This is a genomic window from uncultured Thalassospira sp., assembly GCF_963976115.1.
Classification (GTDB): domain Bacteria; phylum Pseudomonadota; class Alphaproteobacteria; order Rhodospirillales; family Thalassospiraceae; genus Thalassospira.
This window is the reverse complement of sequence record NZ_CAXBJJ010000010.1, coordinates 47,547-69,689: the sequence shown is the minus strand read 5'-3', so window position 1 is coordinate 69,689 and position 22,143 is coordinate 47,547. Positions and strand designations below refer to the sequence as shown.

Here is a 22,143-nt window from a genome sequence, read left to right as displayed (position 1 = left end):
TCGACGGTTAAAAATAGCTACAAGGTGGATTAACATTGCCTTCATGCTTGTTTCGCGGCCCTTATGGCAGTATTGATATCGCCGCTCTGATCAGGGGGCTTGCAACCTTGCAGGTCTGTGACCCGAAAACTGGCGGAAACACAAGACCTGGCATTTCGGCTGGCGAGATGTACAGGCAAGCATAACGGGGAATTTTCATGGCCCGTATTGTCATGAAGTTCGGTGGCACATCTGTCGCCGATGTAGAAAAGATCAAAAACGTTGCCCGTCGCGTCAAAAGCGAAGTGGATGCAGGGAACCAGGTTGCGGTTGTTGTTTCGGCGATGTCGGGCAAAACCAACGAACTGGTTGGCTGGGCCGATACCATATCGCCGCTTTATGATGCACGCGAATATGACGTGATTGTTTCGTCGGGTGAACAGGTAACGGTGGGCTTGCTGGCGATGGCCCTGCAAAGCATCGATGTTCCTGCACGTTCGTGGCTGGGGTGGCAAATTCCGATCAAGACCGACGGCGCGCACGCCAAGGCCCGGATCAAATCGATTGACACAACCGAACTTGACAAGCGCCTTGATGGCGGCGAAGTGGTCTGTGTTGCCGGTTTCCAGGGCATTGCGCCAGATAACCGTATTACCACGCTGGGGCGTGGCGGGTCCGATACCTCGGCGGTTGCACTGGCTGCAGCCCTTCGGGCCGACCGGTGCGATATTTATACCGATGTCGAGGGTGTTTACACCACCGACCCGCGGATTGTGCCCAAGGCACGCAAGATTGAAAAAATTACCTACGAAGAAATGCTGGAACTGGCATCGTTAGGGGCAAAGGTTCTGCAAACCCGTTCTGTCGAGATGGCCATGAACCATCGCGTCCGGGTGCAGGTCCGTTCAACCTTTAGTGACGCACCAGGTACACTTGTTGTAGACGAGGATGAAATCGTGGAACAGGAAGTCGTTAGCGGAATTGCCTATAGCCGGGACGAAGCCAAGATCACGCTGGTCAAGGTTGCCGACAAGCCGGGTACGGCAGCAACCATTTTTGGCCCGCTGGCCGAAGCCAATATCAATGTCGATATGATCGTTCAGAACATATCGGAAAATGGCAACAGCACGGACATGACCTTTACCGTACCGCGCGGCGAATTCAAACGCGCGCTTCAGGTGATTGAAGGCAACCGTGAAAAGATTGCCTATCAGGAACTGTTAAGCACCTCGGATGTGACCAAAGTGTCGATCATTGGTGTTGGCATGCGCTCCCATGTCGGGGTGGCGCGGAAAATGTTTGAAACCCTGTCTGACAAGGGCATCAACATTCAGGTTATTTCGACATCGGAAATCAAGGTCAGTGTCCTGATTGCCGAAGAATATACCGAGCTTGCCGTTCGTGCCCTGCACACGGCCTATGGGCTGGATGCCGATTAAAGGAAAAGTGCTTTAGGCCGCACGGGCAAGGTTCTTGCACTGCCTGATTGTTTTGTGCAGTTAAGGTGGTATTAAAGGGCCATTATTTAATACATATCTGGTCTGGAACATTTTGTTTCGACCATTATGATGAAATAGCAGGGACCATGCGGTACCCTGCATTTCTGCATTGGGGTACAACTATATGAACGATCCGAAATTTGCGGCAGCGCGCAACCGTCTGGAAAAATTGTGGGCGCCCGGCAAGGAATTCCTGGGCACTGAATACGCCATTTTGGCCGGTGCGATGTCGTGGGTTTCCGAACGTCACCTTGTTGCTGCGGTATCAAATGCCGGTGGCTTTGGGGTAATTGCCTGCGGGTCGATGGGGCCTGAACTTTTGGCCGCTGAAATTGCCGCGACCAAGGAAATGACACAAAAGCCGTTTGGCGTTAACCTGATCACCATGCACCCCCAACTTGAAGAACTGATTGCGGTGTGCCGGGAACAGAATGTCGGCCATGTTGTGCTGGCCGGTGGCCTTCCGTCGTCCAATTCGATCAAGGCGGTCAAGGAATTTGCCAAGGTTATCTGTTTTGCCCCGGCACTGGTGCTGGCGAAAAAACTGACGCGCTCCGGTGCGGATGCTTTGGTGATTGAAGGCAGCGAAGCGGGCGGGCATGTTGGCCCGGTCTCGCTGAACGTGCTGGCGCAGGAAATTTTGCCCGAGATTCGCGATGTGCCGATTTTCTGTGCAGGCGGCATTGGCCGTGGCGAAGCGATTTCATCGTTTCTGGAAATGGGGGCTTCTGGCGTGCAGGTTGGTACCCGTCTGGTTTGTGCGACCGAATGTATTGCCCATCCGGCCTTTAAAAAGGCGTTTATGCGGGCCAGTGCACGCGAAGCAGTTACAACGGTGCAGCTTGATGGCCGTTTCCCGGTTATTCCTGTTCGGGCCTTGAATAACAAGGGGACCGAGGCATTTATGAATGTACAGCGTGAAGTGATTGAAAAGTTCCGCTCCGGTCAGTTAGAACAGGGGGAAGCGCAGCTTGAAATCGAACATTTCTGGGCTGGTGCCTTGCGGCGTGCGGTGGTTGACGGAGACGTTGAAAACGGATCAGTCATGGCGGGGCAGTCGGTTGGTATGGTAAAGAAAGAACAGCCGACTTCTGAAATTCTGGCAGAACTGGTCGATCAGGCCGTTCAGTCCTTCGTACAAAGAGACATATAAATCTGATGAGCATATCGCCCGCCGCAGTGACTGGTCCGCGCCGCCTGTTAAAACGGGTGCGCGACGTTATGGCCGGACCGGGTACCGCTGAAGAACGCCTAGGCAAGATCGTTACCATTATCGCCGCCGACATGGTTGCGGAAGTGTGTTCGGTCTATGTCATGCGGGCGGGCGAGGTGCTTGAACTTTTTGCCACATGTGGCCTGGCTGCCGAGGCGGTGCATCGCACGCGCCTGCGCACCGGCGAGGGTATTGTCGGTTACGTTGCCGCCCATGCACGGCCGCTTAATTTGCGCGATGCGCAATCGCACCCCAATTTTGCCTATCGCCCGGAAACCGGTGAAGAAATCTATCATTCCATGATCGGCGTGCCGATCTTGCGCGGGGGCCGGATTATTGGTGTGTTGGCGGTGCAGAATCGCACCGAACGCCAATATACCGAAGACGAACAGGAAGCCCTTGAAAACGTCGCCATGGTGCTGGCCGAAATGGTTGCCGGTGGTGAGTTGGTTAACCGCGACGAACTGATCCCGGCTGATGGCATTGCCCTGTTGCCATTGCGCCTGTCTGGTGCCCGTCTGGCACCGGGCATTGGCAAGGGTATTGCGGTTTTGCATGCGCCACGCATTGTCATTGATCGCATGGTGGCCGAAGACCCGGAAGAAGAACTTGCCCGCTTGCGCGAAGCAATGCGGGGCCTGCAAAAGTACCTGGATCGCATGGTCGAGGCGGTGGGCGAATTTGATGTGGGCGGCGGCGATGACCCGGGCGACATCCTTGATGCCTATCGTATGATTGCCAAGGATACCGGCTGGTTAAACCGCATTACCGAAGCGGTGAATACCGGCCTCACGGCTGAAGCCGCCGTGCAAAAGGTGCATGATGATACCCGTGCGCGTATGGCGCAGGTAACGGACCCTTATTTGCGCGAACGCTTGCACGACCTTGAAGATTTGGCCAATCGGCTGTTGCAACATTTGTCCGGACAGTTTCAGTCTCCGGCATTTGGTAATTTGCCCGATGATATTATTCTGGTGGCGCGCAATATCGGCCCGGCAGAACTTCTCGATTATGATCACACCCGTCTGCGCGGCCTTGCTTTGGAAGAAGGATCGCATACATCGCATGTGGCGATTGTGGCGCGTGCCCTTGATATTCCGGTGCTAGGTGGGGTAAAAGGGGTTCTTGACAAGGTTGAGGGGGGGGACCCGTTAATTGTCGATGCCGACAACGCCCAGTTGTTTGTGCGCCCCAGCGAGGATGTGCGCGCTGTTATTGACGGGGCGTTAAAGGCGCGGGCGGAACGCAAGGCGCTTTATGCGCAAATGCGCGATTTGCCAGCACAAACCCGCGACGACATTAACATTTCACTAAACATCAATGCCGGTTTGCTGATTGATGTGCCCCACGTCATTGAAAGCGGGGCCGATGGCATTGGCCTGTACCGGACGGAAATACCGTTCATGGTGCGATCTGCCATGCCCGATATCGAAGATCAGACCCGGCTTTATAACCGTATCTTCGAGCAGGCCGAGGGCCGCCCGGTGGTTTTTCGCACCCTTGATGTTGGCGGTGACAAATTATTGCCCTATTGGCAGGATATGACAGAAGAGAATCCTGCGATGGGGTGGCGGTCGATCCGGATTACACTGGATCGTCCTGCGGTTCTGGTGCACCAGTTGCGTGCCCTGATCCGCGCAGCCCATGATCGGGATTTGCATGTCATGTTCCCGATGATAGCAGAGGTGGCCGAATTTGTGGCCGCCAAAGATCTGCTTGACCGGCAGCTTGAACGCGAAGCATTACGGGGGTTCGTGCCCCGTACGGTCAAGGTTGGTGCGATGCTGGAAGTTCCGGCTTTGGTGTGGCAGGCGAACAGTCTGTTAAGCCGGGTCGACTTTCTGTCGGTAGGAACCAACGACCTGCTTCAGTTCATGTTTGCAGCAGATCGCGGAAATCCGCGCATTGAGGGCCGCTATGATACATTGTCGCCAAGTGTCTTTACCTTTTTAAGGCATCTTGTGCAGTTGTGTGACGACCGCAATGTGCGGTTGACCATTTGCGGCGAAATGGCCGGACGTCCGTTAGAGGCGATGGCTTTGATTGGTCTTGGGATACGGCGCCTGTCAATGGCACCTGCCTCGGTTGGACCGGTCAAGGAAATGGTCAGAAGCATGAACGCGAAGAGTGTTGAACAATATGTTCTCTCGCTCCTCGACAGCCCCAGAAAAAGTCTTAGGTCCCGTCTTAAGGCTTTCGCAATAGATCATGGTGTAAAACTTTAAAAAAAATCGCTTTTGGTTGAGGTATTTGCTAGTTTGTTGCTGGATCGTAACGTGGGGGTGCGGGAGTTGGCGATCGGAAAGCGAAAGGAAGATCATTTGGGAGTGCCACCAAAAGGGCGTCTGCGGTTCAAGCCGCTGCCTGGCAGTGCACCGTCAAATGATATGAGTATGGAACCACAGGTTAATTTTAACGCTGAAGCGGCGAATGTCGGGCGGTTGTTGCGCCATACCCGGACCTCTTATGGGCAAACCATTGAAGGGGTTTCACAGCTTTTGCGGATTCGGAAAGTCTACATCGAAGCCATTGAAAACAGCCAATATGACCTGCTTCCGGGCGGTCCGTATGGCTTGGGCTTTGTCAAGGGCTATGCCGAACATCTGGGGTTGGATGGCAAGGAAATTGTCCGTCGTTTCAGGGAAGAAAGCAACGCGCCGACAGCACGCAGCGAGTTGACGTTTCCCAAGCCGGTGCAGGAAAGCCGGGTGCCTGGTGGCGCCATGATGCTGATCGCGGCGGTTTTGGGTATTGTTGCCTATGGTGGCTGGTATTATCTGTCGAGTCAGGGCAAGACAATTGCCGATCTGGTCGAGCCATTACCTGAGGGAATGAAGGGCTATGCCGCCATTCCCGCTGCGGGTGGGGCCGATAACCAAACCACGCCGGAACGGGAACGAACCCTTGAAAATGCCGCCGAAGCGCACGCTGCCGAGGTTGGGCCGTCTTCCGGTCGGCAAATGGGCGCGTCTCCTTCGGCACAGGCATCTGAAAGCATGACTTCCGCCCCGAATGGCACGGTTGATGGCATGTTTGCCGAACCGGGATTTGATGCCGATATGCAAACCGGAAATGGCCCGGTGGCCAATGGTGATGTAACCGTTGATGGCGTACCGGGCGCGGCATCGGTTGATGGCAATGCCAATGTCGCATTGGCACCCGCACCGGCACCGGCACCGACGACCCAAAATACCGCCCGGTCAAATACGGCTGGTAATGCAGGAACTGATGGCAACGCGACCGTTCCGGCAGGGCAGAGCGCGGCCGTAATGCCCAACAAAGGCAATATTCCGCTGCCGCCGCGGGCCCCCAATGCGTCGCAAACCGCAGGGACGCCAGAAGTGGCGTCGGTTCCGGCAGCACCCGAGGTTGGTGATGCTGGCGGCGGGCGTGTTTTTGGTGCCGTTAATGCCGATAGCCGCGTGACCATTTCGGCCAATGAAACCAGTTGGGTGCGCATCCGCGAGGATGACGGCAATATTTTGCTGACCCGGATGTTAAGTGCGGGGGATGTCTATCGCGTTCCCAATCGCCCGGGGCTTAAACTTGAAGTTGGCAATGCGGGTGCCTTGTCGGTCAGCGTTGATGCCACCAAAAACATCCCGGTTGGCGGCTATGGCCAGGTGATTTCGAATTATTCCCTGAATCCGGATGATGTTTTGGCTTCTGTGGCAGAAAAAAAGACACAATAACAAGCCGTTAAATGGTTTTTGTTCTTTAAGGCGGCCAAACCCCAGGCCGCCTTTTTTCTTGCTGTCATAAAAACACCGCGAAAAACCTGTGTGCGATGGTTTCTTCCGGGCCAGTGATAAGCTATATACAGGCCTACAGTTCACTGTGTTGCAACAAAGGTTACGGATCCGCAAATGAGTGTCCGCCCCTATCGTGATATCGAGCGCCGCAAAAGCCGGAAAATTCGTGTAGGTTCTGTCGAGGTTGGCGGCGATGCGCCGATTACCGTGCAGTCCATGACCAACACGCTGACCACGGATGTCGCGGGTACAGTCGCACAAATTCACCGCCTTGAAGAAGCCGGTGCCGACATTGTGCGTGTTTCCTGCCCGGATCAGGAATCGTCACTGGCCCTGAAAGACATTGTCAAACAGGTGAGCGTGCCGATTGTTGCCGATATTCACTTCCATTATAAACGCGCGATCGAAGCCGCCGAAAGCGGTGCTGCCTGCCTGCGGATCAATCCGGGCAATATCGGGTCAACCGAACGCGTGCGTGAAGTGGTCAAGGCGGCCAAGGATCATGGCTGTTCGATGCGCATTGGGGTCAATGCCGGGTCGCTGGAACGCGAATTGCTGGAAAAATACGGCGAACCTTGCCCCGAGGCGATGGTTGAAAGTGCCATGAACCATGCGCGGATTCTGGAAGATCAGGATTTCCGCGAGTTCAAAATTTCGGTCAAGGCATCGGATGTTTTTCTGGCGGTTGCGGCCTATTATGGCCTTGCCGAGGCCTGCGATTATCCGTTGCATCTGGGTATTACCGAGGCCGGAGGTTTGCGCGGTGGTACGGTAAAATCATCAATTGGCATGGGAAACCTTCTGTGGGCCGGTGTTGGCGATACCTTGCGGGTGTCGCTGTCGGCCGACCCGGTGGAAGAAATCCATGTTGGCTATGACATGTTAAAGTCGCTGGGCTTGCGGACGCGTGGCGTGCAGATCATTTCCTGCCCGTCCTGTGCGCGACAGGGTTTTAATGTGGTCGATACCGTGGCCGAACTTGAAAAACGGCTGGCCCATATTGCAACGCCGATTTCCCTGTCGATCATTGGCTGCATTGTCAATGGACCGGGGGAAGCGCGCGAAACCGATATCGGGCTTACCGGTGGTGGTGGCGGCAACCACAAAATGTATATTTCGGGCAAGCCGGACCATAATATCAGCAGCGAAAAGATGGTCGACCATATCGTGGATCTGGTCGAAGAACGGGCTGCAAAAATTGAAGCCGCCAAGGCTGCGGCAGAATAGCGTGATATTTGCCGAATTAAGGCTTTCCGCCACCCCGGCGGGAGGCTATTTTCGTGCGTATATGACGATCCCTTTATAGAAAAACAGCAAGAATATCGGAGACCAAACGTGGCATCGCTTCAACCCGTCCGTGGCACACATGACCTTTTACCTGACGAAAACCGGGTACAGGACCATATCGCGGAAACCGCCCGCGCCATTGGCGAGCTGTATGGTTATCATCGCATGACCACGCCGATCTTTGAATTTACCGACGTTTTTGCCCGCACCCTGGGCGATACATCCGATGTCGTGACCAAGGAAATGTATACGTTTGAAGATCGCGGGGGCGAAAAAATCACCCTGCGCCCCGAAAACACCGCCGGTATTGCGCGCGCCTATATTTCCAACGGCATGCAGCAAATGTCGCCGGTGAAGGTGTGTTATTACGGGCCGATGTTCCGTTATGAACGCCCGCAAAAAGGCCGTCAGCGCCAGTTCCACCAGATCGGTGTTGAATTGCTTGGCGTTGAACAGGTGGGCGGCGATATCGAGGTGATTGCCTATGGCGCGCATATTCTAAAGGCGCTGGGCCTGTGGGAGAATATCACGCTGGAGCTTAACACCCTTGGCGACCCCGACAGCCGGGCGGCGTATCGCGATGTGCTGGTGGATTATTTCAAAGGCCATTTTGAAAAACTGTCGGAAGACAGCCGCAATCGTCTGGATAAGAACCCGCTACGCATTCTGGATTCCAAAGATGAAGGCGACCGCGAACTGGTGGCAAATGCGCCGTTATTCGCCGAATATCTGAACGAACATTCACAGACCTTTTTCAAACAGCTGACCGACGGGCTGGGCGATATTGGTATTGATTACCAGCTTAATCCGCGTTTGGTGCGCGGGCTGGATTATTATTGCCATACCTGTTTTGAATTTGTCACCAGCACGCTGGGCGCACAGGGCACCGTTATGGCCGGTGGCCGTTATGACGGGCTGATTTCAACCATGGGCGGGCCGCAAACCGCAGGTGTGGGCTGGGCTGCCGGTGTTGAACGTTTGGCCATGATGGTGGGCAATGCCCCGGCGGCAGTAAGACCGGTTGCCTTGATTCCAATGGGCGATGCGGCCGAAAGCCGTTGCCGCACATTGGCGCAGCAATTGCGTGAAGCCGGTATTGCCGTTGAGCTGGGCTATGCGGGCAACATGAAAAAACGCATGAAACGTGCCGATAAGGCCAAGGCCCGCATGGCTGTCATCATTGGCGATGACGAATTGGCAAAAGGTGTTGCCATGGTGCGTGATCTTGATGCAGGTGAGCAGCATGAAGTTGCCATCGACAGCCTGATCGGTGTGATTGGCGAAAGGTAAGTGCCGGGTGAGTGAGGCGGCGGGACGCGACGAAGCCGGAGACTGGCCGCTGGACCGTTTGATGGTGGTTGGGACCAACCACCGGCGATCCAGTGAGGAAACGCGCGACCGCCTTTTTATCGATGAAACCCGTTTGCCCCAGTTCCTTGGCGTGATTGATCAGGCCCGGCTGGGGCAGGCGGTGGTTGTTTCAACCTGCAACCGCACCGAAATTCATTTACTGGCATTTGAGGCCGAGCGGGGCCGCGAACGCGTGATTGATCTTCTGGCCCTGTGGGCCGATCTGGACCGGGACCAGCTGGCAAGCGAACTTTATATTCGGTCCGGGCGAGAAGCCCTAAGGCATGTTTTTGCCGTGGCCGCGTCGCTTGATAGCCTGGTCATTGGCGAACCCGAGGTTTTTGGCCAGATCAAGGAAGCCCATAAAATTGCCCGGATGCATGGGCTGGTGGGCCGGGAACTTGAACAGGTTTATCAAACTGCCTATGCCATTTCCAAACGGGTCCGCAGCCAGACCGGGATCGGGCAGGGGGCTGTTTCGATTGCCGCTGCTGCGCAATCGGTGGCGCGCGACCTGCACGGGGATATTGCCAATTGCACCTTGCTGTTGGCCGGTGCGGGCGATATGGGCGAGTTGATTGCCGCGTCGCTTGCCGAACGCGGCATGGGCCGCATTATGGTGGTGGACCGTTTGGCCGCCCGTGCGCGCCTGGTGGCCAAGCGACTGGAATGCCACTGGTCGGATATGGGGGATCTGGACCGTTTGCTGGCCGAGGCCGATATTGTGCTAACGGCGGGGGGATCGCGGCGCTATCTGATTAATCATGACATTGCGCTGGCGGCGGTTAAACGTCGGCGCTATCGCCCGGTTCTGATGATTGATACCGCGGTTCCCGGCGACATTGACCCGCAGGTTGATGATATTTCCGAGGTGTTTTTTTACCGCCTGGAAGATTTGGAAAATATTGCCGCACAGGGTCGTGGCGGGCGCGAGGAAAAAGCCGACGAAGCCTGGGCCATGGTCGAGGCGGAAGTTGACCATTTTGTGCGCGTGCGCGCCGAACGGGCCGCCGTGCCAGCCCTGGCCGAATTACGCCAGCATTTTGATGCGGTGCGGGCGGCGGCCCTGGCCGAAAGCCACGGCGATGCGGAAAAGGCAACGCGGCTTTTGGTTAATCGCCTGTTGCATGCACCTACACAAGCCCTTAAAGACCTAGCAGCCACCACCGGTGGTGCCGGAACGATGGAATGGGTCAAAGCGCAAAAATTGTTGGGGCGGCTTTTTCCGCTTCAGCCCAATGACGATGATCGTTCTGAGCCGACAGATAAAAATCAGGAGACGAAAGAGTGAGTTTGGACCCAGGTAAACTGCATGGTGTTGTTCGCCGGTTTGACGAGCTTAAATCCCTGTTGTCGGGCGGGGCAGGCGACAATGACAGTTTTGCCAAACTGTCGCGCGAATACGCCGAATTATTGCCCGTTGTTGAAAAAATCGAAGCTTTTCAGCGCTTGCATGATGACATGGCCGGGGTGAAGGAATTGCTGGCTGATCCGCAATCCGACCGCGATATGCGCGAGATGGCCGAGGCGGAACGCCAGGAATTGCTAGAGCAACTGCCGGTGGCCGAACATGCCGTAAAGTTGATGCTTTTGCCCAAGGATTCGGCGGATGAAAAGAACGCCATTCTGGAAATTCGTGCGGGTACCGGCGGCGAGGAAGCGGCCCTGTTTGCCGCCGATCTGTATCGCATGTATCAGCGTTATGCCGAAAACAAAGGCTGGCGGTTCGAATTGATGGACGCCAATGAAAACGACCTTGGCGGGTTTAAGGAAGTTGTCGTCAATGTGTCAGGCGTTGGGGTTTTTGCGCGGTTGAAATATGAAAGCGGTGTGCATCGGGTACAGCGTGTGCCGGTGACCGAAACGGGCGGGCGTATTCATACATCGGCTGCCACGGTTGCCGTTTTGCCCGAAGCCGAAGACGTTGATGTGCATATCGACCCCAAGGATTTACGCATTGACACCTATCGGTCCCAGGGGGCCGGTGGGCAGCATGTGAATACCACCGACAGTGCCGTGCGCGTGACCCATATTCCAAGTGGGGTTGTCGCGGCCTGCCAGGAAGAAAAATCGCAGCATAAGAACAAGGCCAAGGCCATGAAGATGCTGATGACGCGTTTGTATGATCACGAACGCGAAACCAAAGATGCCGCCCGTGCGGCAGATCGCAAGTCGCAGGTGGGCTCGGGGGATCGGTCCGAACGCATTCGGACCTATAACTTCCCGCAAGGTCGGATATCGGATCATCGTATTAACCTGACCCTGTACCGCCTCGATGATTTTTTGACCGGCGGTCCGTCGGTAGATGACATGATTGATGCGCTGATTTCCGAAGATCAGGCCCAAAAACTGGCTGAAATTGAAGGTTGAGCCCAGGGATGAACCCGCAGGATCAACCAACATTAGGGGCGCTGATGGCGTTGGCTACGGCGCAGTTAAAACAGGTCGGGTGCGATACCGCCCGGCTTGATGCCCGCCTTTTGCTGGCAAATGCGTGTCATGTTGACGCCAGTCGCATTATGGCCTGGCCTGAAGACCCGGTTGATTCCGTAAAGGCCGCCGCTTTTCTTGAAATGATTCATCGCCGGGCCTTGCGAGAGCCGGTGTCGCGGATTTTGGGGCAGCGCGATTTTTGGCGCCATTCATTCAAGATTACAGCCGACACCCTGGACCCAAGGCCCGATAGTGAAACGCTGGTTGAATGGGCGATTGCCCAGGCGGGCAATTTTACTCGGCCCGATCTGGTGGATTTTGGCACGGGCACGGGATGTTTGTTATTGTCGGTTCTGGGCGACGTGGCCGACAGTTTTGGGCTCGGCGTCGATATCAGCGCCGGTGCCGTGCAATGTGCCACCGGGAATGCCGTGGCACTGGGCCTTGATCAGCGCTGCCAATTTGTGGTGTCGGACTGGGATCGCGACCTTGATGCGCAGACAAAGACGGGCGGATTTGATATTATGCTGTCGAACCCGCCTTATATTGCGCACAGTGAAATGGCCGGGCTTGAACCCGAGGTCCGTGATTTTGACCCGTTTGGTGCGTTAAGCGATGGTGCCGACGGGCTGGGGGCCTATCGCATTCTGGCAGGTGTTGCCGCCCGCCTGGTGCGACCATCGGGCTGGGTGCTTTTTGAAATTGGTCGGGGCCAGCACGAGGTAGTTTGCAGCCTGCTTGAACAGCAGGGGTTTGAAAGTGTTCAATACCGGCGTGACCTGGGTGGTATCATCCGCTGTGTGGGCGGTCAAAAACCGCGCTCGTCGCATTTTAACGTTTCGTTTTTGCCTGAATGACCCCTTTGTCACCCTTCAAGTTGGCGGTGCCGGATGTTTGTGCCCTCGTAAGCATTTGGGTTTGCACGCAAACATTACCTGTGCGGCCATTGCGGCCAAACAGATGTAAAAAAATTGAAAGAACGGAAAAAAACAGTTGGAATAAGCCGTCAAGCCATATAGTTTGTCGTGAGCAGGCCGGGTGCCTGACGCGCTTTCTTATTGCGCCGTGTTCCCCTGTAAACAGTAACAAATCTCCGTTCCTCAAATTGGTCATCGGTTGATTTCTGACGGTACCGTTGGCCGGTACTGTTTTTCGGGAAATGTGTTTTTTCAGACGGATTGGTTCCGGGGCACGATTACGATGCCGCCGGGTGTCCTCAACGCCAACAGTATGTTGATATGAGAAATAACAATAAACGTCCGCGCGGGCGGCCACAGCCTAATAAACGTCCTGTAAATCCGAAATTTCAAAATTTTGACAGTAACGGTCCGGACGGGCGTGTGCGCGGTAATGCCCAACAAGTTTACGAAAAATATGTTTCGCTTGCCAAAGACTGCACCGATGATCCTGTTCTGGCAGAAAATTACTACCAGTATGCCGAACATTATTACCGTATTATGCAGTCTGCGATCGAATGGGAAAATCAGCGCCGTGATGCGCAACCCCGTCCGGAACGTAACGAGCGAAATGATCGGAATAATAACGATCGCAACAACAACGACCGCAATAATAATGGCGATCGTAACAACAATGACCAGCGTGGCAACCGCCACACCAATGCTGATGCCCGGGCAGATGACGCGCCGTCGCAAGACAACGTAACGTCGCCCAACACCAGTAATGGTGCCAATGGTGGCAACAGTACCAACGGTGCTAACAATACGAACAGTACCCATGGTGCAGAAGGCGATGCTGGCAGTGCGCCGGCACAAAACCAGCACGATGATGGTGACCGTCGCAATGACGGTGCGGCCAATGCCCGCCAGGATGATGCAAAACCGGCACGGGCACCGCGCACACCGCGTGCGCGCACACCACGCCCGCACAAGGCCGATATTGCCCCTGCTGCTGCTGCCGATGATGAGGCCGCCCCTGTCGCGCGCGCTGAAAACACGGTTGCTGTTTCTACGCCGGTCGCTGTTGAAGCGCCGGTTGTGGAAAGTTCGGATGCAGGTGAAGAAGCCGCACCAAAACGTGTCACGCGGGCGCGTCGCACCACAACGCCACGTGCGCCGCGTAAAACCGCCGCAAGTGCCAAAGCGGGTGACGATGCCAACAGCGATGAAAAAGCTGCTGTTGTTGCGAAACCTGCTGCAAGCGATGGTGATGTTCCGGCGGATGCTGTTGCCAATGGCGACGCCGATGCAGATGGCGACGATAAAAAGCCGCGCAAGCGTGCTGCTTCCACCACGCGGACCCGGGGGCGTCATCCGACTGCCCGTCGGGGCCGTAGCCGGGTTGGTTCGCGCGAAGACGGCGAAGACGGTGGCGACACCGACACCGATACTGACACCGAAAAGGTTTCAGCCTGATTTATCAATTTAATGGCATAGCCATGATTGTCTGAAAATCTCCCCGGCCTTAAATGTGGCCGGGGATTTTTTGGTTCAGCACCAAATTTTCCCGGTGCGGGCCGTTTTTTATGCCATTCATCACGGTTCGGAGGTGCCGCCTGTAAACAGCGATTGTGGAAACTTGCTGCCTGCAGGTATAAATTATTTCTCTGCAATCCTGTGGGGTATGGGGGGTATGCCGGTGCGATTGCATCGACCCGCCGTGAAAAATTCAGGGTGGTTCTTTACCAGCAGGCGACAGACATACGGCAACGGGCGATAAAGCCGATGCGCGGGCAAACGGGCGTGCCCGCATAATGGCGAAAAAGGGTATGGGCCTCTTAGGCGGGGCACACCATAAACTTATATAAAACAGGGCGATTGGGGAGGTTGCAATGGGGCCATCCGGCTTCCGGGTCATATCGGTGTTGCTGTTGGCACTGGGCGCGCTGGTCGTGGTTATTGGCATGATGGCACGCGATAATGCCCTGGTGCTTGCGGGGATGAGCTGTGTTGTTATCCCGATGGTTGTGCGGCTGTTTATCGCCATCCTTGGCCCGTTTTTTAATGGCCGACCGGCAAGTCAGACAACAGCCAGCACGGGTGTAGCGCCTGTTGCGCCCAGCGAACCGGACCAGGATGAACCGCAAGGTCACTGGGCGACGGAAGACGGTTTGGAACAGGCTGGCGTAATGGCAGCTGATCCGCAAATTTATTTGGCCCGGTGGCGCAATACCACCAAACTGATTGGCTTGCCGTCGGTGCGTCGTTTAATGACATTTTGCAATCAAGCGACCGATTTTTATCAAAGCAGCGTGATCCCCAATGCCCTGACATCGCGCGATAATTTGCTGGTATTTGAGGCAAATGGCCTGGTGTGCAAGGCCGTGCGCGACCGGCGGACGCAATTGGGACAGAAAATGATCGTGCTGGACCCGTTTGGTCGTTCTGGCAGCACCCCGGACCAGTTTAATCCATTTGATTTTATGCGCCCGCAGGGTGACGGATTGGTGTCGGATGCCGGAATGCTGGCGGAATTGTTGCTGGCGCCCCATTTCATACGCGAACTTGACCCGCAGGACGCCAGGGTTGCCCGCGTGTTGCTGCAGGGCCTGATCATTCATACCTATCGCAATGCCAGCGAGGCCAACCGGCATCTTGCAGAAATGCGCCGCAGCCTGACATTACCGTCGCACCGGTTTTACCCCTTGCTGGGTGAATTGATGGATATCGATGCCACAGAAGGGCGGATTTCCGACATTGCGCTGTCGATCATGGATATGTCGGACGAGCATCGCAGCGCCATTATCGATGCCTGTCGCAGGGCGACGGCGGTATTTGAAATTTCACAAATCGAACATGCCAGCAGCAAAACCAGTTTTGAACTTGAAGATATATCGCTGCGTGACGCATCGGTTTTTATTATTGGTGACCCGCCCGAGGGCGACGACCAATCCCTGATCGCATGGAGCCGGGTGGTATTGGGATGTTTTTTATCGCTGATTTCCAGGCGTGATCTGGCGCAAAAAATACCGTCTTTTCTGGTGATGCTCGATGGTGTTGAAAAACTGGGGCGGCTGGTACAGCTTGAACGGTTGCTGGGCGGCGGGGGCGGCAGTAGCAATGAAGGGCTTACATTATGGCCCTGTTTTAGCGGCGTTAGCGCGGTTATGGATGTGTGTCACAATTGGGAAAATGTGGTTGGCCGAAGCGACGTTTTGCAGATATTTGGTCAGGATGGCGCGTTTGATCTGGATTGGACCGCAGGGCTGACGGCGATGTCTCGTTTTGTCGATACCAGCAACCGCAGCGGCACCCTTGATGCACCGGTGCATTTGCGCAGCCGGGACAAACAGCCAATGTTAAAATCGGTTGAAGTGGCCCGGCTGCCCGATATCGAACAGTTGCTGTTTTGCAAGGGATTGCCGCCCATTCGGGCCTTGCGGCTGCAATGGGCGGATGACGATGCCTTTCGGTTGCTCGCAACCCGCCCGCCAACTTTTTAACATCACCTGGCGGCTGGCGCTGCCCGGTTAACCGACTGTAAGGTGATCACCGGCTTTAACGGTGCCGCCGCTGGTTGCTTCAAGGTAAACCCCCATAAACAGGTGGTTCATGCCCTTGCGCAGCAATAACGGCACATTGATATCGGACTGGGCCGTGTCGGGGTTGATGCTGGTGGCCTTGCACCGGGTAATAGGGTGGACCATGCGAAACGTTACATCACCCAGGGTGATGGCCTGGTTTTCGGCCCATTCCAGTTCAGACCAGGCCGGGAGGCCATCGACCAGAAAATTGCCGCGAAAGCGCATAGGATCGACAAACTGGCCGACGATACGGTCGCCAAAATCCTGGATCGATGCACGATTAAGCAGCGAGATATAAGGTTGTTCCATATCGCTAAAATGGGTGCCGGGCACCGACATGATCCTGGGGCTGCCAGCAATATCATTTTTCAAAAAGGCACTTAGGAAATCCTCGATCACGGTGCGGCCCATCGCCTCTTCAAGGTTGCCCTTGCATATGGTACGGCCGTTGCGTGAAATGGTCAGGGTGGTGGTGGCATCGTCATAATCAATGCCCAGTTCGGCCAGTTTGGGCGTGTTGACCAATTGCAAAAAGTTTCGTTTGCGCGCCCAGCCCGCCAGTCCGTCTTGGCCAAGCGATGTGCTTGTTGCCAGAACATAGCGGCGATCATGTTGTAACATATTTTGGGCATCAATCGTTGCCGATGCCATTTCAACGCCGCGAAGTCCCTTGACCGGATAGCGCATGATCGCGCCAAGTTCACCGTTTGCCATCGTTATTGCCTGCTTTTCTGTCACGGGCAGCCCCGCAAGGCGCTGCATATTCATTATGTTTCAAGATCAGACGTTACTGATTGTTTCTGCCTGCGGCAAGGGCGCAATTGTCCTGATTTTATCGGGCAATGATGGCGGCAATCGGGGCGGAAACATCGCCTCAAACCGTGTTGAATGTGGTATCATAAAATGATGCTTCAGGGATGTATGCAAAGTACCGCAAGGTCCTTTCATCATTGGAAGAATGGCTGCCTGAAAAACCCGCCCGGATTTCCCAGTTTGGGGCTTGCGCCTGGCAATACTTGAGACATATCAAGGACGTTCACCTGATGTTCCTGTATCTGTAACGCAGGATGAATACCCAAAATGGTGACGGATGCTTCAGTCAAGGTCCGCCAAGTACCCCTCTGTTGACTCAAGGAGTGACAGTTAATGGAATTTGAGAATTTTACCGACCGGTCCAAGGGATTTTTGCAATCGGCCCAGTCTTTGGCCTTACGCGAAAATCATCAGCAATTTGTACCAATTCACCTGCTTAAAGTGCTACTTGATGACGAGGAAGGCCTTGCGGCCAACCTGATCAAGGTACAGGGCGGGGATGCGAAACTTGCCCTGCAACGCACCGAACAGGAACTGGCAAAGCTGCCAAAGGTTTCTGGTGCCAATAATCAGGTTTACCTTTCCAGCGAATTTGCCCGTCTGATCGACGAAGCGCAGAAAATTGCCAAAAAGGCCGGTGACAGCTATGTCACGGCAGAACGGCTGTTGCTGGCGTTAACCCTTGATACCAAGGCGGTTGCGGGCAAAGTGTTGGCTGATGCCGGGGTGACGGCGCAAAATCTGAATGCCGCGATCAATGAATTGCGCAAAGGCCGCACGGCAGACAGTTCAGGGGCCGAAAGCCAGTATGACGCCCTTAAAAAATATGCCCGCGACCTGACCGAAGCCGCGCGCGACGGTAAACTTGACCCGGTAATTGGTCGTGACGAAGAAATTCGCCGGGCCATTCAGGTGTTGTCGCGTCGGACCAAGAATAACCCGGTGCTGATCGGCGAACCCGGCGTTGGTAAAACCGCCATAGCCGAAGGCCTTGCCTTGCGGATTGTGAAGGGCGACGTGCCCGAAACCCTGAAAACCAAAAAGCTGTTATCGCTTGACCTGGGGGCGTTGATTGCCGGTGCCAAATTTCGCGGTGAATTTGAAGAACGGTTGAAAGCGGTTTTATCCGAAATTGAAGCCGAAGCCGGACAGGTGATTTTGTTCATCGACGAATTGCACACCCTGGTCGGGGCTGGCAAATCGGAAGGGTCGATGGATGCATCGAACCTGTTAAAGCCGATGCTGGCACGCGGTGAATTGCATTGCGTAGGGGCGACAACGTTAGATGAATACCGCAAATATATTGAAAAGGACGCCGCCCTTGCCCGTCGTTTTCAGCCGGTATTTGTTAGCGAGCCGACCGTGGAAGACACGGTATCGATCCTGCGTGGCATCAAGGATAAATACGAACTTCATCATGGGGTGCGTATTGCGGATGCGGCCCTGGTGGCCGCAGCGACCTTGTCGAACCGGTATATTACTGACCGGTTTTTACCTGACAAAGCCATCGACCTTATGGACGAGTCGGCATCGCGCCTGCGGATGGAACTCGATTCCAAGCCCGAGGAAATCGACGAGCTTGATCGTCGGATCATTCAGCTGAAGATCGAACGCGAAGCCTTGAAAAAAGAGGAAGATCACGCTTCGAAAGACCGGCTGCGCCGCCTGGAAAAGGAATTGACCGATCTGGAAGGTAAATCCGCAGCGCTGACAGCGAAGTGGGAATCGCAGAAAAGCGAACTGGCGGCATCGACCCATATCAAGGAACAGCTTGATCAGGCGCGCGGCGAGCTTGAACGTGCGATGCGCGATGGTCTTTTAGAGCGGGCCGGGCAGTTGCAGTATCAGGAAATTCCCGCCCTTGAACGCTTGCAGGCCAAGGCCGATGATGATCCGACCCACGGCATGAAAGACGAGGCCGTGACCGAAAAGCATATTGCCTCGGTGGTGTCGCGCTGGACCGGCATTCCGGTTGATAAAATGCTGGAAGGCGAGCGTGAGAAACTTTTGGACATGGAAAATGTGCTGCGCAAGCGCGTGGTGGGGCAGGACGATGCCGTGCGTTCTATTTCCAATGCCGTGCGGCGTGCCCGTGCCGGGTTGCAGGACCCCAACCGTCCGATCGGGTCGTTCCTGTTTTTAGGCCCGACCGGGGTGGGTAAAACCGAACTGACCAAGGCATTGGCACAATTCCTGTTTGATGATGAACAGGCAATGGTGCGCATTGATATGTCTGAATTCATGGAAAAACATGCGGTTGCGCGTTTGATTGGTGCGCCTCCGGGCTATGTTGGCTATGAAGAAGGCGGATCATTGACCGAAGCTGTGCGTCGCCGCCCGTATCAGGTGGTGCTGTTTGACGAGGTCGAAAAAGCCCATCCCGATGTGTTTAACGTTCTGCTTCAGGTGCTTGATGAAGGGCGCTTGACCGATGGGCAGGGCCGCACGGTTGATTTCCGCAATACGCTGATCATTCTGACATCCAATCTCGGGTCCGAAATTCTGGCCAATCTGGGTGAAGGTCATGATACCAGCGAAGTGCGCAACCAGGTGATGGAAGTGGTTCGGGGATCGTTCCGGCCGGAATTCCTCAACCGTCTGGACGAAGTGTTGCTGTTTCATCGTCTGGAACGTGCCCAGATGGATTATATCGTTGATATTCAACTGGGCCGCCTCGAGAAGCTTTTGCAGGATCGCAAGATCATTCTAAAACTTGATGATTTTGCAAAAAGCTGGTTGGCCGATAAGGGCTATGACCCGGTTTATGGTGCCCGTCCGCTCAAACGTGTGTTCCAGCGTTATTTGCAGAACCCGCTGGCAATGCAAATTCTCGAGGGAACCGTCAGCGATGGTGCAACGGTGCCGGTATCGGCCGAGGCAGGTGTTTTGCTGTTAAATGGCAAAAAGGTTGAACTGGTCGATTAAAGACCTGTTTCGACGTGTCGCCAAAATCGTTTTAAGCCCCCGGCATCGCAGGATGAACTGATGCCGGGGGTTTGTTTTACAAACATAATTTGGCCGCGAAGATTTATGACATACAACAGGTGTTTCGTTTTTTATTGGCCGGGGAGCCTTGAATGATGTTGTTGTCGCGTAAAATTGCTCTTGCTGCGGGCGCTGCCTTTTTGACAGCGGGCATTGTGTTGGCAGCAGTGCCAGCCCAGGCAGAAAATTCGTTTTTCAGTTCGGCCAAAAAGGCGCTGGGCGACGTTATCAGCAACCAGTCTTCGTCCGGTTCCGAGGCATCATCCTCATCCTCATCCTCGTCCTCATCGAGCAGCTCTGGCGGGCAAAACGCGGCCCTGTCGTCGTTGTCGCAAGGCGTGGTGGATGACGGTCTGCGCCAAGCCCTGGATAAAGGGATTGGCACGGTAACGAAAATGCTGGGGGCCAAGGATGGTTTTAACGCCGACCCGGTGGCGCATATTCCGTTGCCTGATACCGTGAAACAGGTGCAGTCGTTGTTGAACAAGGCCGGGATGGGCAGCTACGGCGATGAAATCGAACTGCGGATGAACCGTGCAGCCGAAAGTGCCATGAACAATGCAGGCAGTATTCTGGCCGACGCGGTTCGCAAAATGACGGTGGCCGATGCCAAGGCGATTTTGCAGGGGCCTGATGATGCCGCGACCCGCTATTTGCAAAAAGTTTCCGGCACCAGAATTGCCGATGATATGCGCCCGGTGATGAATGACGCACTTGCCGATACCGGGGCGTTGCAGCTATATGACCAGATGTTGGGGCAGTATGATAAATTGCCAATGATGCCGGATGTTAAAACATCCCTGACCGATTATGCTACCGATGCCGCCATGAAGGGGCTGTTTCATTATTTGGCCGTACAGGAAGGCGAGATTCGCAACAATCCGGGCCAGTGGACGACAGATGTTCTTAAGACGGTTTTTTCGGCAGCACAGTAAGTTTTGTTGAGTATGCTTTATACCCTCTGGAGCCTTGCGCCTGGCGGGTTGGCCGGGGCAAGGCTGGCATGACCAGTATGGTTGTGGCGTTATTTTGGGGGCAGTTTTTCCCAGCGGTTGCGCATTGTGGCTATGCCGCGCTCCGGCACATCGTGGATCGATTTAAATTGCCCTTGACATTCAATGATTTGCACGGGAATTTTTCTTTCGCGCGCCATATCAAGGTAGGGCTGCATTTCCCAGACCTGGCTAAAGGTGTTGGCAACAACAACGCTATGGCCATCTTCCAGATTTTGGCGGGTTTCGTGTTCACAGCGCGCATGAACATCGGCCAGTTTGGCCGGTGAAAAACTGTATTTTCCGTTACGGTCCGTCATGAACATGTCGGCTTCAAGATGGATCAGGTCACCATTCTGGCACAGTTTCTGTGCCAGCGTTGATTTGCCCGATCCCGGCAAGCCGCGGATTAACATCAAAAGCTGTTTGGTATCAGACGTGGTCATCAAGCTGCGGTCCGCACTGATTTGCGCAAGAGGTTTGATGCAATTTCGCAGATTGACCGCATTTGCGCCAGCCTAACCTTGCCGCGTGATGCCAAGTACCATGTGGCGTTGATATGACAGTATAGGGCGGCGCACTTAATGCACCGGAAAGTTGGTTTTGGGGGCAAGCTTGGTGACAAGGGGGGAGCCGACGGATTTTAGATATTGTATCAGTGTTGTAGACATTAAATCCTGGCGGTATAAATTGCGAATGGTCAGGTTGAACTGGTCGACCAGTTCAACACAGTTGCTTTGCTGCGAAAACATTGCATACAGGGCTTCGCCCGTAACATTAAGTTGGCTGAATGACAAGTCGAGGTCGTCATATTGGCGCAACATATAGCGGGCAACGGAATCACTGGTAAGCAGATAATCGGCACGTTGCGCACTTAACATGCGCAAGCCAACCTCGATTTCGGGAATGACATCAACCTTGAGAATTCTTTTGGCAATGGCATTGTCAATGTCGGGGCCGTGGCTGTCGCCCCGGCGCAGCAGCCCCTTTTGCGGGCGTAACTCGTTCAGGGTCAGTTCGCCCGGTTTGATGCGGCTGTCGTGGATGATGACAATGCGTTCATAGCCGATGGGTATATCGCTATATGTTGCCCAGGTAAGGCGCTCAGGTGTGCGATAGCCCGCGGGAATAAAATCAACCGATCCGCTTTGGGCCTCTGATAACAGGCGTGCCCATGGCATTTGTTCCATGGTGACGTCGATATTCATTTGTTTGAAGGCCCGTTTGGCCACTTCGATAGATGCCCCTTTTGCGTCATTATGGCCATCTCGATAGGAAAATGGCGGATAATAGCTGTATCCGACGATAATTGTGGTGCATTTTTCCTGGGAGGCCGCCGGGAATGGCAGCGTGAACATGA

The 22,143-nt window shown here is 54.8% G+C and carries 16 protein-coding genes; 13 read left to right on the top strand and 3 right to left on the bottom strand.

Features of this window, described 5'->3' with window-relative positions:
• The first annotated feature begins 197 nt into the window (after positions 1 to 197).
• From AAC086_RS14420 to AAC086_RS14370, 11 genes are all read left to right on the top strand, one after another.
• Positions 198 to 1,418 carry an aspartate kinase gene (locus AAC086_RS14420; RefSeq protein WP_339779596.1) on the top strand — a complete coding sequence of 407 codons (1,221 nt, stop codon included), beginning with the start codon at positions 198 to 200 and terminating at the stop codon, positions 1,416 to 1,418.
• Positions 1,419 to 1,602: 184 nt separating this feature from the next.
• Positions 1,603 to 2,631, top strand: coding sequence for a nitronate monooxygenase (locus AAC086_RS14415; RefSeq protein ID WP_339779595.1), 1,029 nt, complete (start codon positions 1,603 to 1,605; stop codon positions 2,629 to 2,631).
• Positions 2,632 to 2,636: 5 nt separating this feature from the next.
• Positions 2,637 to 4,916 (top strand): phosphoenolpyruvate--protein phosphotransferase, encoded by a 2,280-nt coding sequence (gene ptsP, locus AAC086_RS14410; protein ID WP_339779593.1) that lies wholly within the window; start codon positions 2,637 to 2,639, stop codon positions 4,914 to 4,916.
• 168 nt (positions 4,917 to 5,084) lie between these two features.
• Entirely contained in the window at positions 5,085 to 6,383 is a 1,299-nt protein-coding gene (locus tag AAC086_RS14405) for a RodZ domain-containing protein (RefSeq protein WP_339779591.1), read from the top strand.
• 174 nt (positions 6,384 to 6,557) lie between these two features.
• Positions 6,558 to 7,670, top strand: a complete 1,113-nt coding sequence (ispG, locus tag AAC086_RS14400) for a flavodoxin-dependent (E)-4-hydroxy-3-methylbut-2-enyl-diphosphate synthase (protein WP_339779589.1) — start codon at positions 6,558 to 6,560, stop codon at positions 7,668 to 7,670.
• Between the two features lie 108 nt (positions 7,671 to 7,778).
• On the top strand, positions 7,779 to 9,020 hold the full coding sequence (hisS, locus tag AAC086_RS14395; protein ID WP_339779586.1) for a histidine--tRNA ligase: 1,242 nt from the start codon (positions 7,779 to 7,781) through the stop codon (positions 9,018 to 9,020).
• Positions 9,021 to 9,027: 7 nt separating this feature from the next.
• Entirely contained in the window at positions 9,028 to 10,371 is a 1,344-nt protein-coding gene (gene hemA / locus AAC086_RS14390; RefSeq protein ID WP_339779584.1) for a glutamyl-tRNA reductase, read from the top strand.
• A complete protein-coding gene (prfA, locus tag AAC086_RS14385; protein ID WP_339779582.1) occupies positions 10,368 to 11,450 on the top strand; it encodes a peptide chain release factor 1 in 1,083 nt (360 codons plus the stop codon). The genes hemA and prfA overlap by 4 nt, the downstream gene beginning before the upstream one ends.
• Before the next feature lie 44 nt (positions 11,451 to 11,494).
• Complete coding sequence (gene prmC / locus AAC086_RS14380; RefSeq protein WP_339779580.1) at positions 11,495 to 12,370, top strand: peptide chain release factor N(5)-glutamine methyltransferase; 876 nt, start codon at positions 11,495 to 11,497, stop codon at positions 12,368 to 12,370.
• A 381-nt stretch (positions 12,371 to 12,751) separates the two neighbouring features.
• Positions 12,752 to 13,885, top strand: a complete 1,134-nt coding sequence (locus AAC086_RS14375; protein ID WP_339779578.1) for a DUF4167 domain-containing protein — start codon at positions 12,752 to 12,754, stop codon at positions 13,883 to 13,885.
• Between the two features lie 416 nt (positions 13,886 to 14,301).
• The gene (locus tag AAC086_RS14370) at positions 14,302 to 15,912 is read left to right on the top strand and encodes a type IV secretory system conjugative DNA transfer family protein (protein ID WP_339779576.1); all 1,611 of its coding nucleotides are present in this window, start codon (positions 14,302 to 14,304) and stop codon (positions 15,910 to 15,912) included.
• 27 nt (positions 15,913 to 15,939) lie between these two features.
• Here AAC086_RS14370 and AAC086_RS14365 read toward each other — a convergent pair whose 3' ends face one another.
• Positions 15,940 to 16,707 carry an MOSC N-terminal beta barrel domain-containing protein gene (locus AAC086_RS14365; protein WP_339779574.1) on the bottom strand — a complete coding sequence of 256 codons (768 nt, stop codon included), beginning with the start codon at positions 16,705 to 16,707 and terminating at the stop codon, positions 15,940 to 15,942.
• 432 nt (positions 16,708 to 17,139) lie between these two features.
• Here AAC086_RS14365 and clpB point away from each other — a divergent pair, with 432 nt between their 5' ends.
• Complete coding sequence (clpB, locus tag AAC086_RS14360; RefSeq protein ID WP_339779573.1) at positions 17,140 to 19,731, top strand: ATP-dependent chaperone ClpB; 2,592 nt, start codon at positions 17,140 to 17,142, stop codon at positions 19,729 to 19,731.
• A gap of 152 nt (positions 19,732 to 19,883) precedes the next feature.
• Complete coding sequence (locus AAC086_RS14355; RefSeq protein ID WP_339779571.1) at positions 19,884 to 20,726, top strand: DUF4197 domain-containing protein; 843 nt, start codon at positions 19,884 to 19,886, stop codon at positions 20,724 to 20,726.
• Positions 20,727 to 20,815: 89 nt separating this feature from the next.
• On the opposite strand, the gene AAC086_RS14350 is transcribed toward AAC086_RS14355, so the two are convergent.
• Positions 20,816 to 21,229, bottom strand: coding sequence for an ATP-binding protein (locus AAC086_RS14350; RefSeq protein WP_339779569.1), 414 nt, complete (start codon positions 21,227 to 21,229; stop codon positions 20,816 to 20,818).
• Positions 21,230 to 21,364: 135 nt separating this feature from the next.
• The gene (locus AAC086_RS14345) at positions 21,365 to 22,141 is read right to left on the bottom strand and encodes a transporter substrate-binding domain-containing protein (protein WP_339779568.1); all 777 of its coding nucleotides are present in this window, start codon (positions 22,139 to 22,141) and stop codon (positions 21,365 to 21,367) included.
• Positions 22,142 to 22,143 lie beyond the last annotated feature (2 nt).

What these genes read in the sequence shown, in the direction of transcription:
- AAC086_RS14420 (WP_339779596.1), top strand. Translation starts at nt 198, where the DNA reads ATGGCCCGTATTGTCATGAAGTTCGGTGGCACATCTGTCGCCGATGTA.
- AAC086_RS14415 (WP_339779595.1), top strand. Translation starts at nt 1,603, where the DNA reads ATGAACGATCCGAAATTTGCGGCAGCGCGCAACCGTCTGGAAAAATTG.
- ptsP (WP_339779593.1), top strand. Translation starts at nt 2,637, where the DNA reads ATGAGCATATCGCCCGCCGCAGTGACTGGTCCGCGCCGCCTGTTAAAA.
- AAC086_RS14405 (WP_339779591.1), top strand. Translation starts at nt 5,085, where the DNA reads ATGGAACCACAGGTTAATTTTAACGCTGAAGCGGCGAATGTCGGGCGG.
- ispG (WP_339779589.1), top strand. Translation starts at nt 6,558, where the DNA reads ATGAGTGTCCGCCCCTATCGTGATATCGAGCGCCGCAAAAGCCGGAAA.
- prmC (WP_339779580.1), top strand. Translation starts at nt 11,495, where the DNA reads ATGGCGTTGGCTACGGCGCAGTTAAAACAGGTCGGGTGCGATACCGCC.
- AAC086_RS14375 (WP_339779578.1), top strand. Translation starts at nt 12,752, where the DNA reads ATGAGAAATAACAATAAACGTCCGCGCGGGCGGCCACAGCCTAATAAA.
- AAC086_RS14370 (WP_339779576.1), top strand. Translation starts at nt 14,302, where the DNA reads ATGGGGCCATCCGGCTTCCGGGTCATATCGGTGTTGCTGTTGGCACTG.
- AAC086_RS14365 (WP_339779574.1), bottom strand. Translation starts at nt 16,707, where the DNA reads ATGGCAAACGGTGAACTTGGCGCGATCATGCGCTATCCGGTCAAGGGA.
- clpB (WP_339779573.1), top strand. Translation starts at nt 17,140, where the DNA reads ATGGAATTTGAGAATTTTACCGACCGGTCCAAGGGATTTTTGCAATCG.
- AAC086_RS14355 (WP_339779571.1), top strand. Translation starts at nt 19,884, where the DNA reads ATGATGTTGTTGTCGCGTAAAATTGCTCTTGCTGCGGGCGCTGCCTTT.
- AAC086_RS14350 (WP_339779569.1), bottom strand. Translation starts at nt 21,229, where the DNA reads ATGACCACGTCTGATACCAAACAGCTTTTGATGTTAATCCGCGGCTTG.
- AAC086_RS14345 (WP_339779568.1), bottom strand. Translation starts at nt 22,141, where the DNA reads ATGTTCACGCTGCCATTCCCGGCGGCCTCCCAGGAAAAATGCACCACA.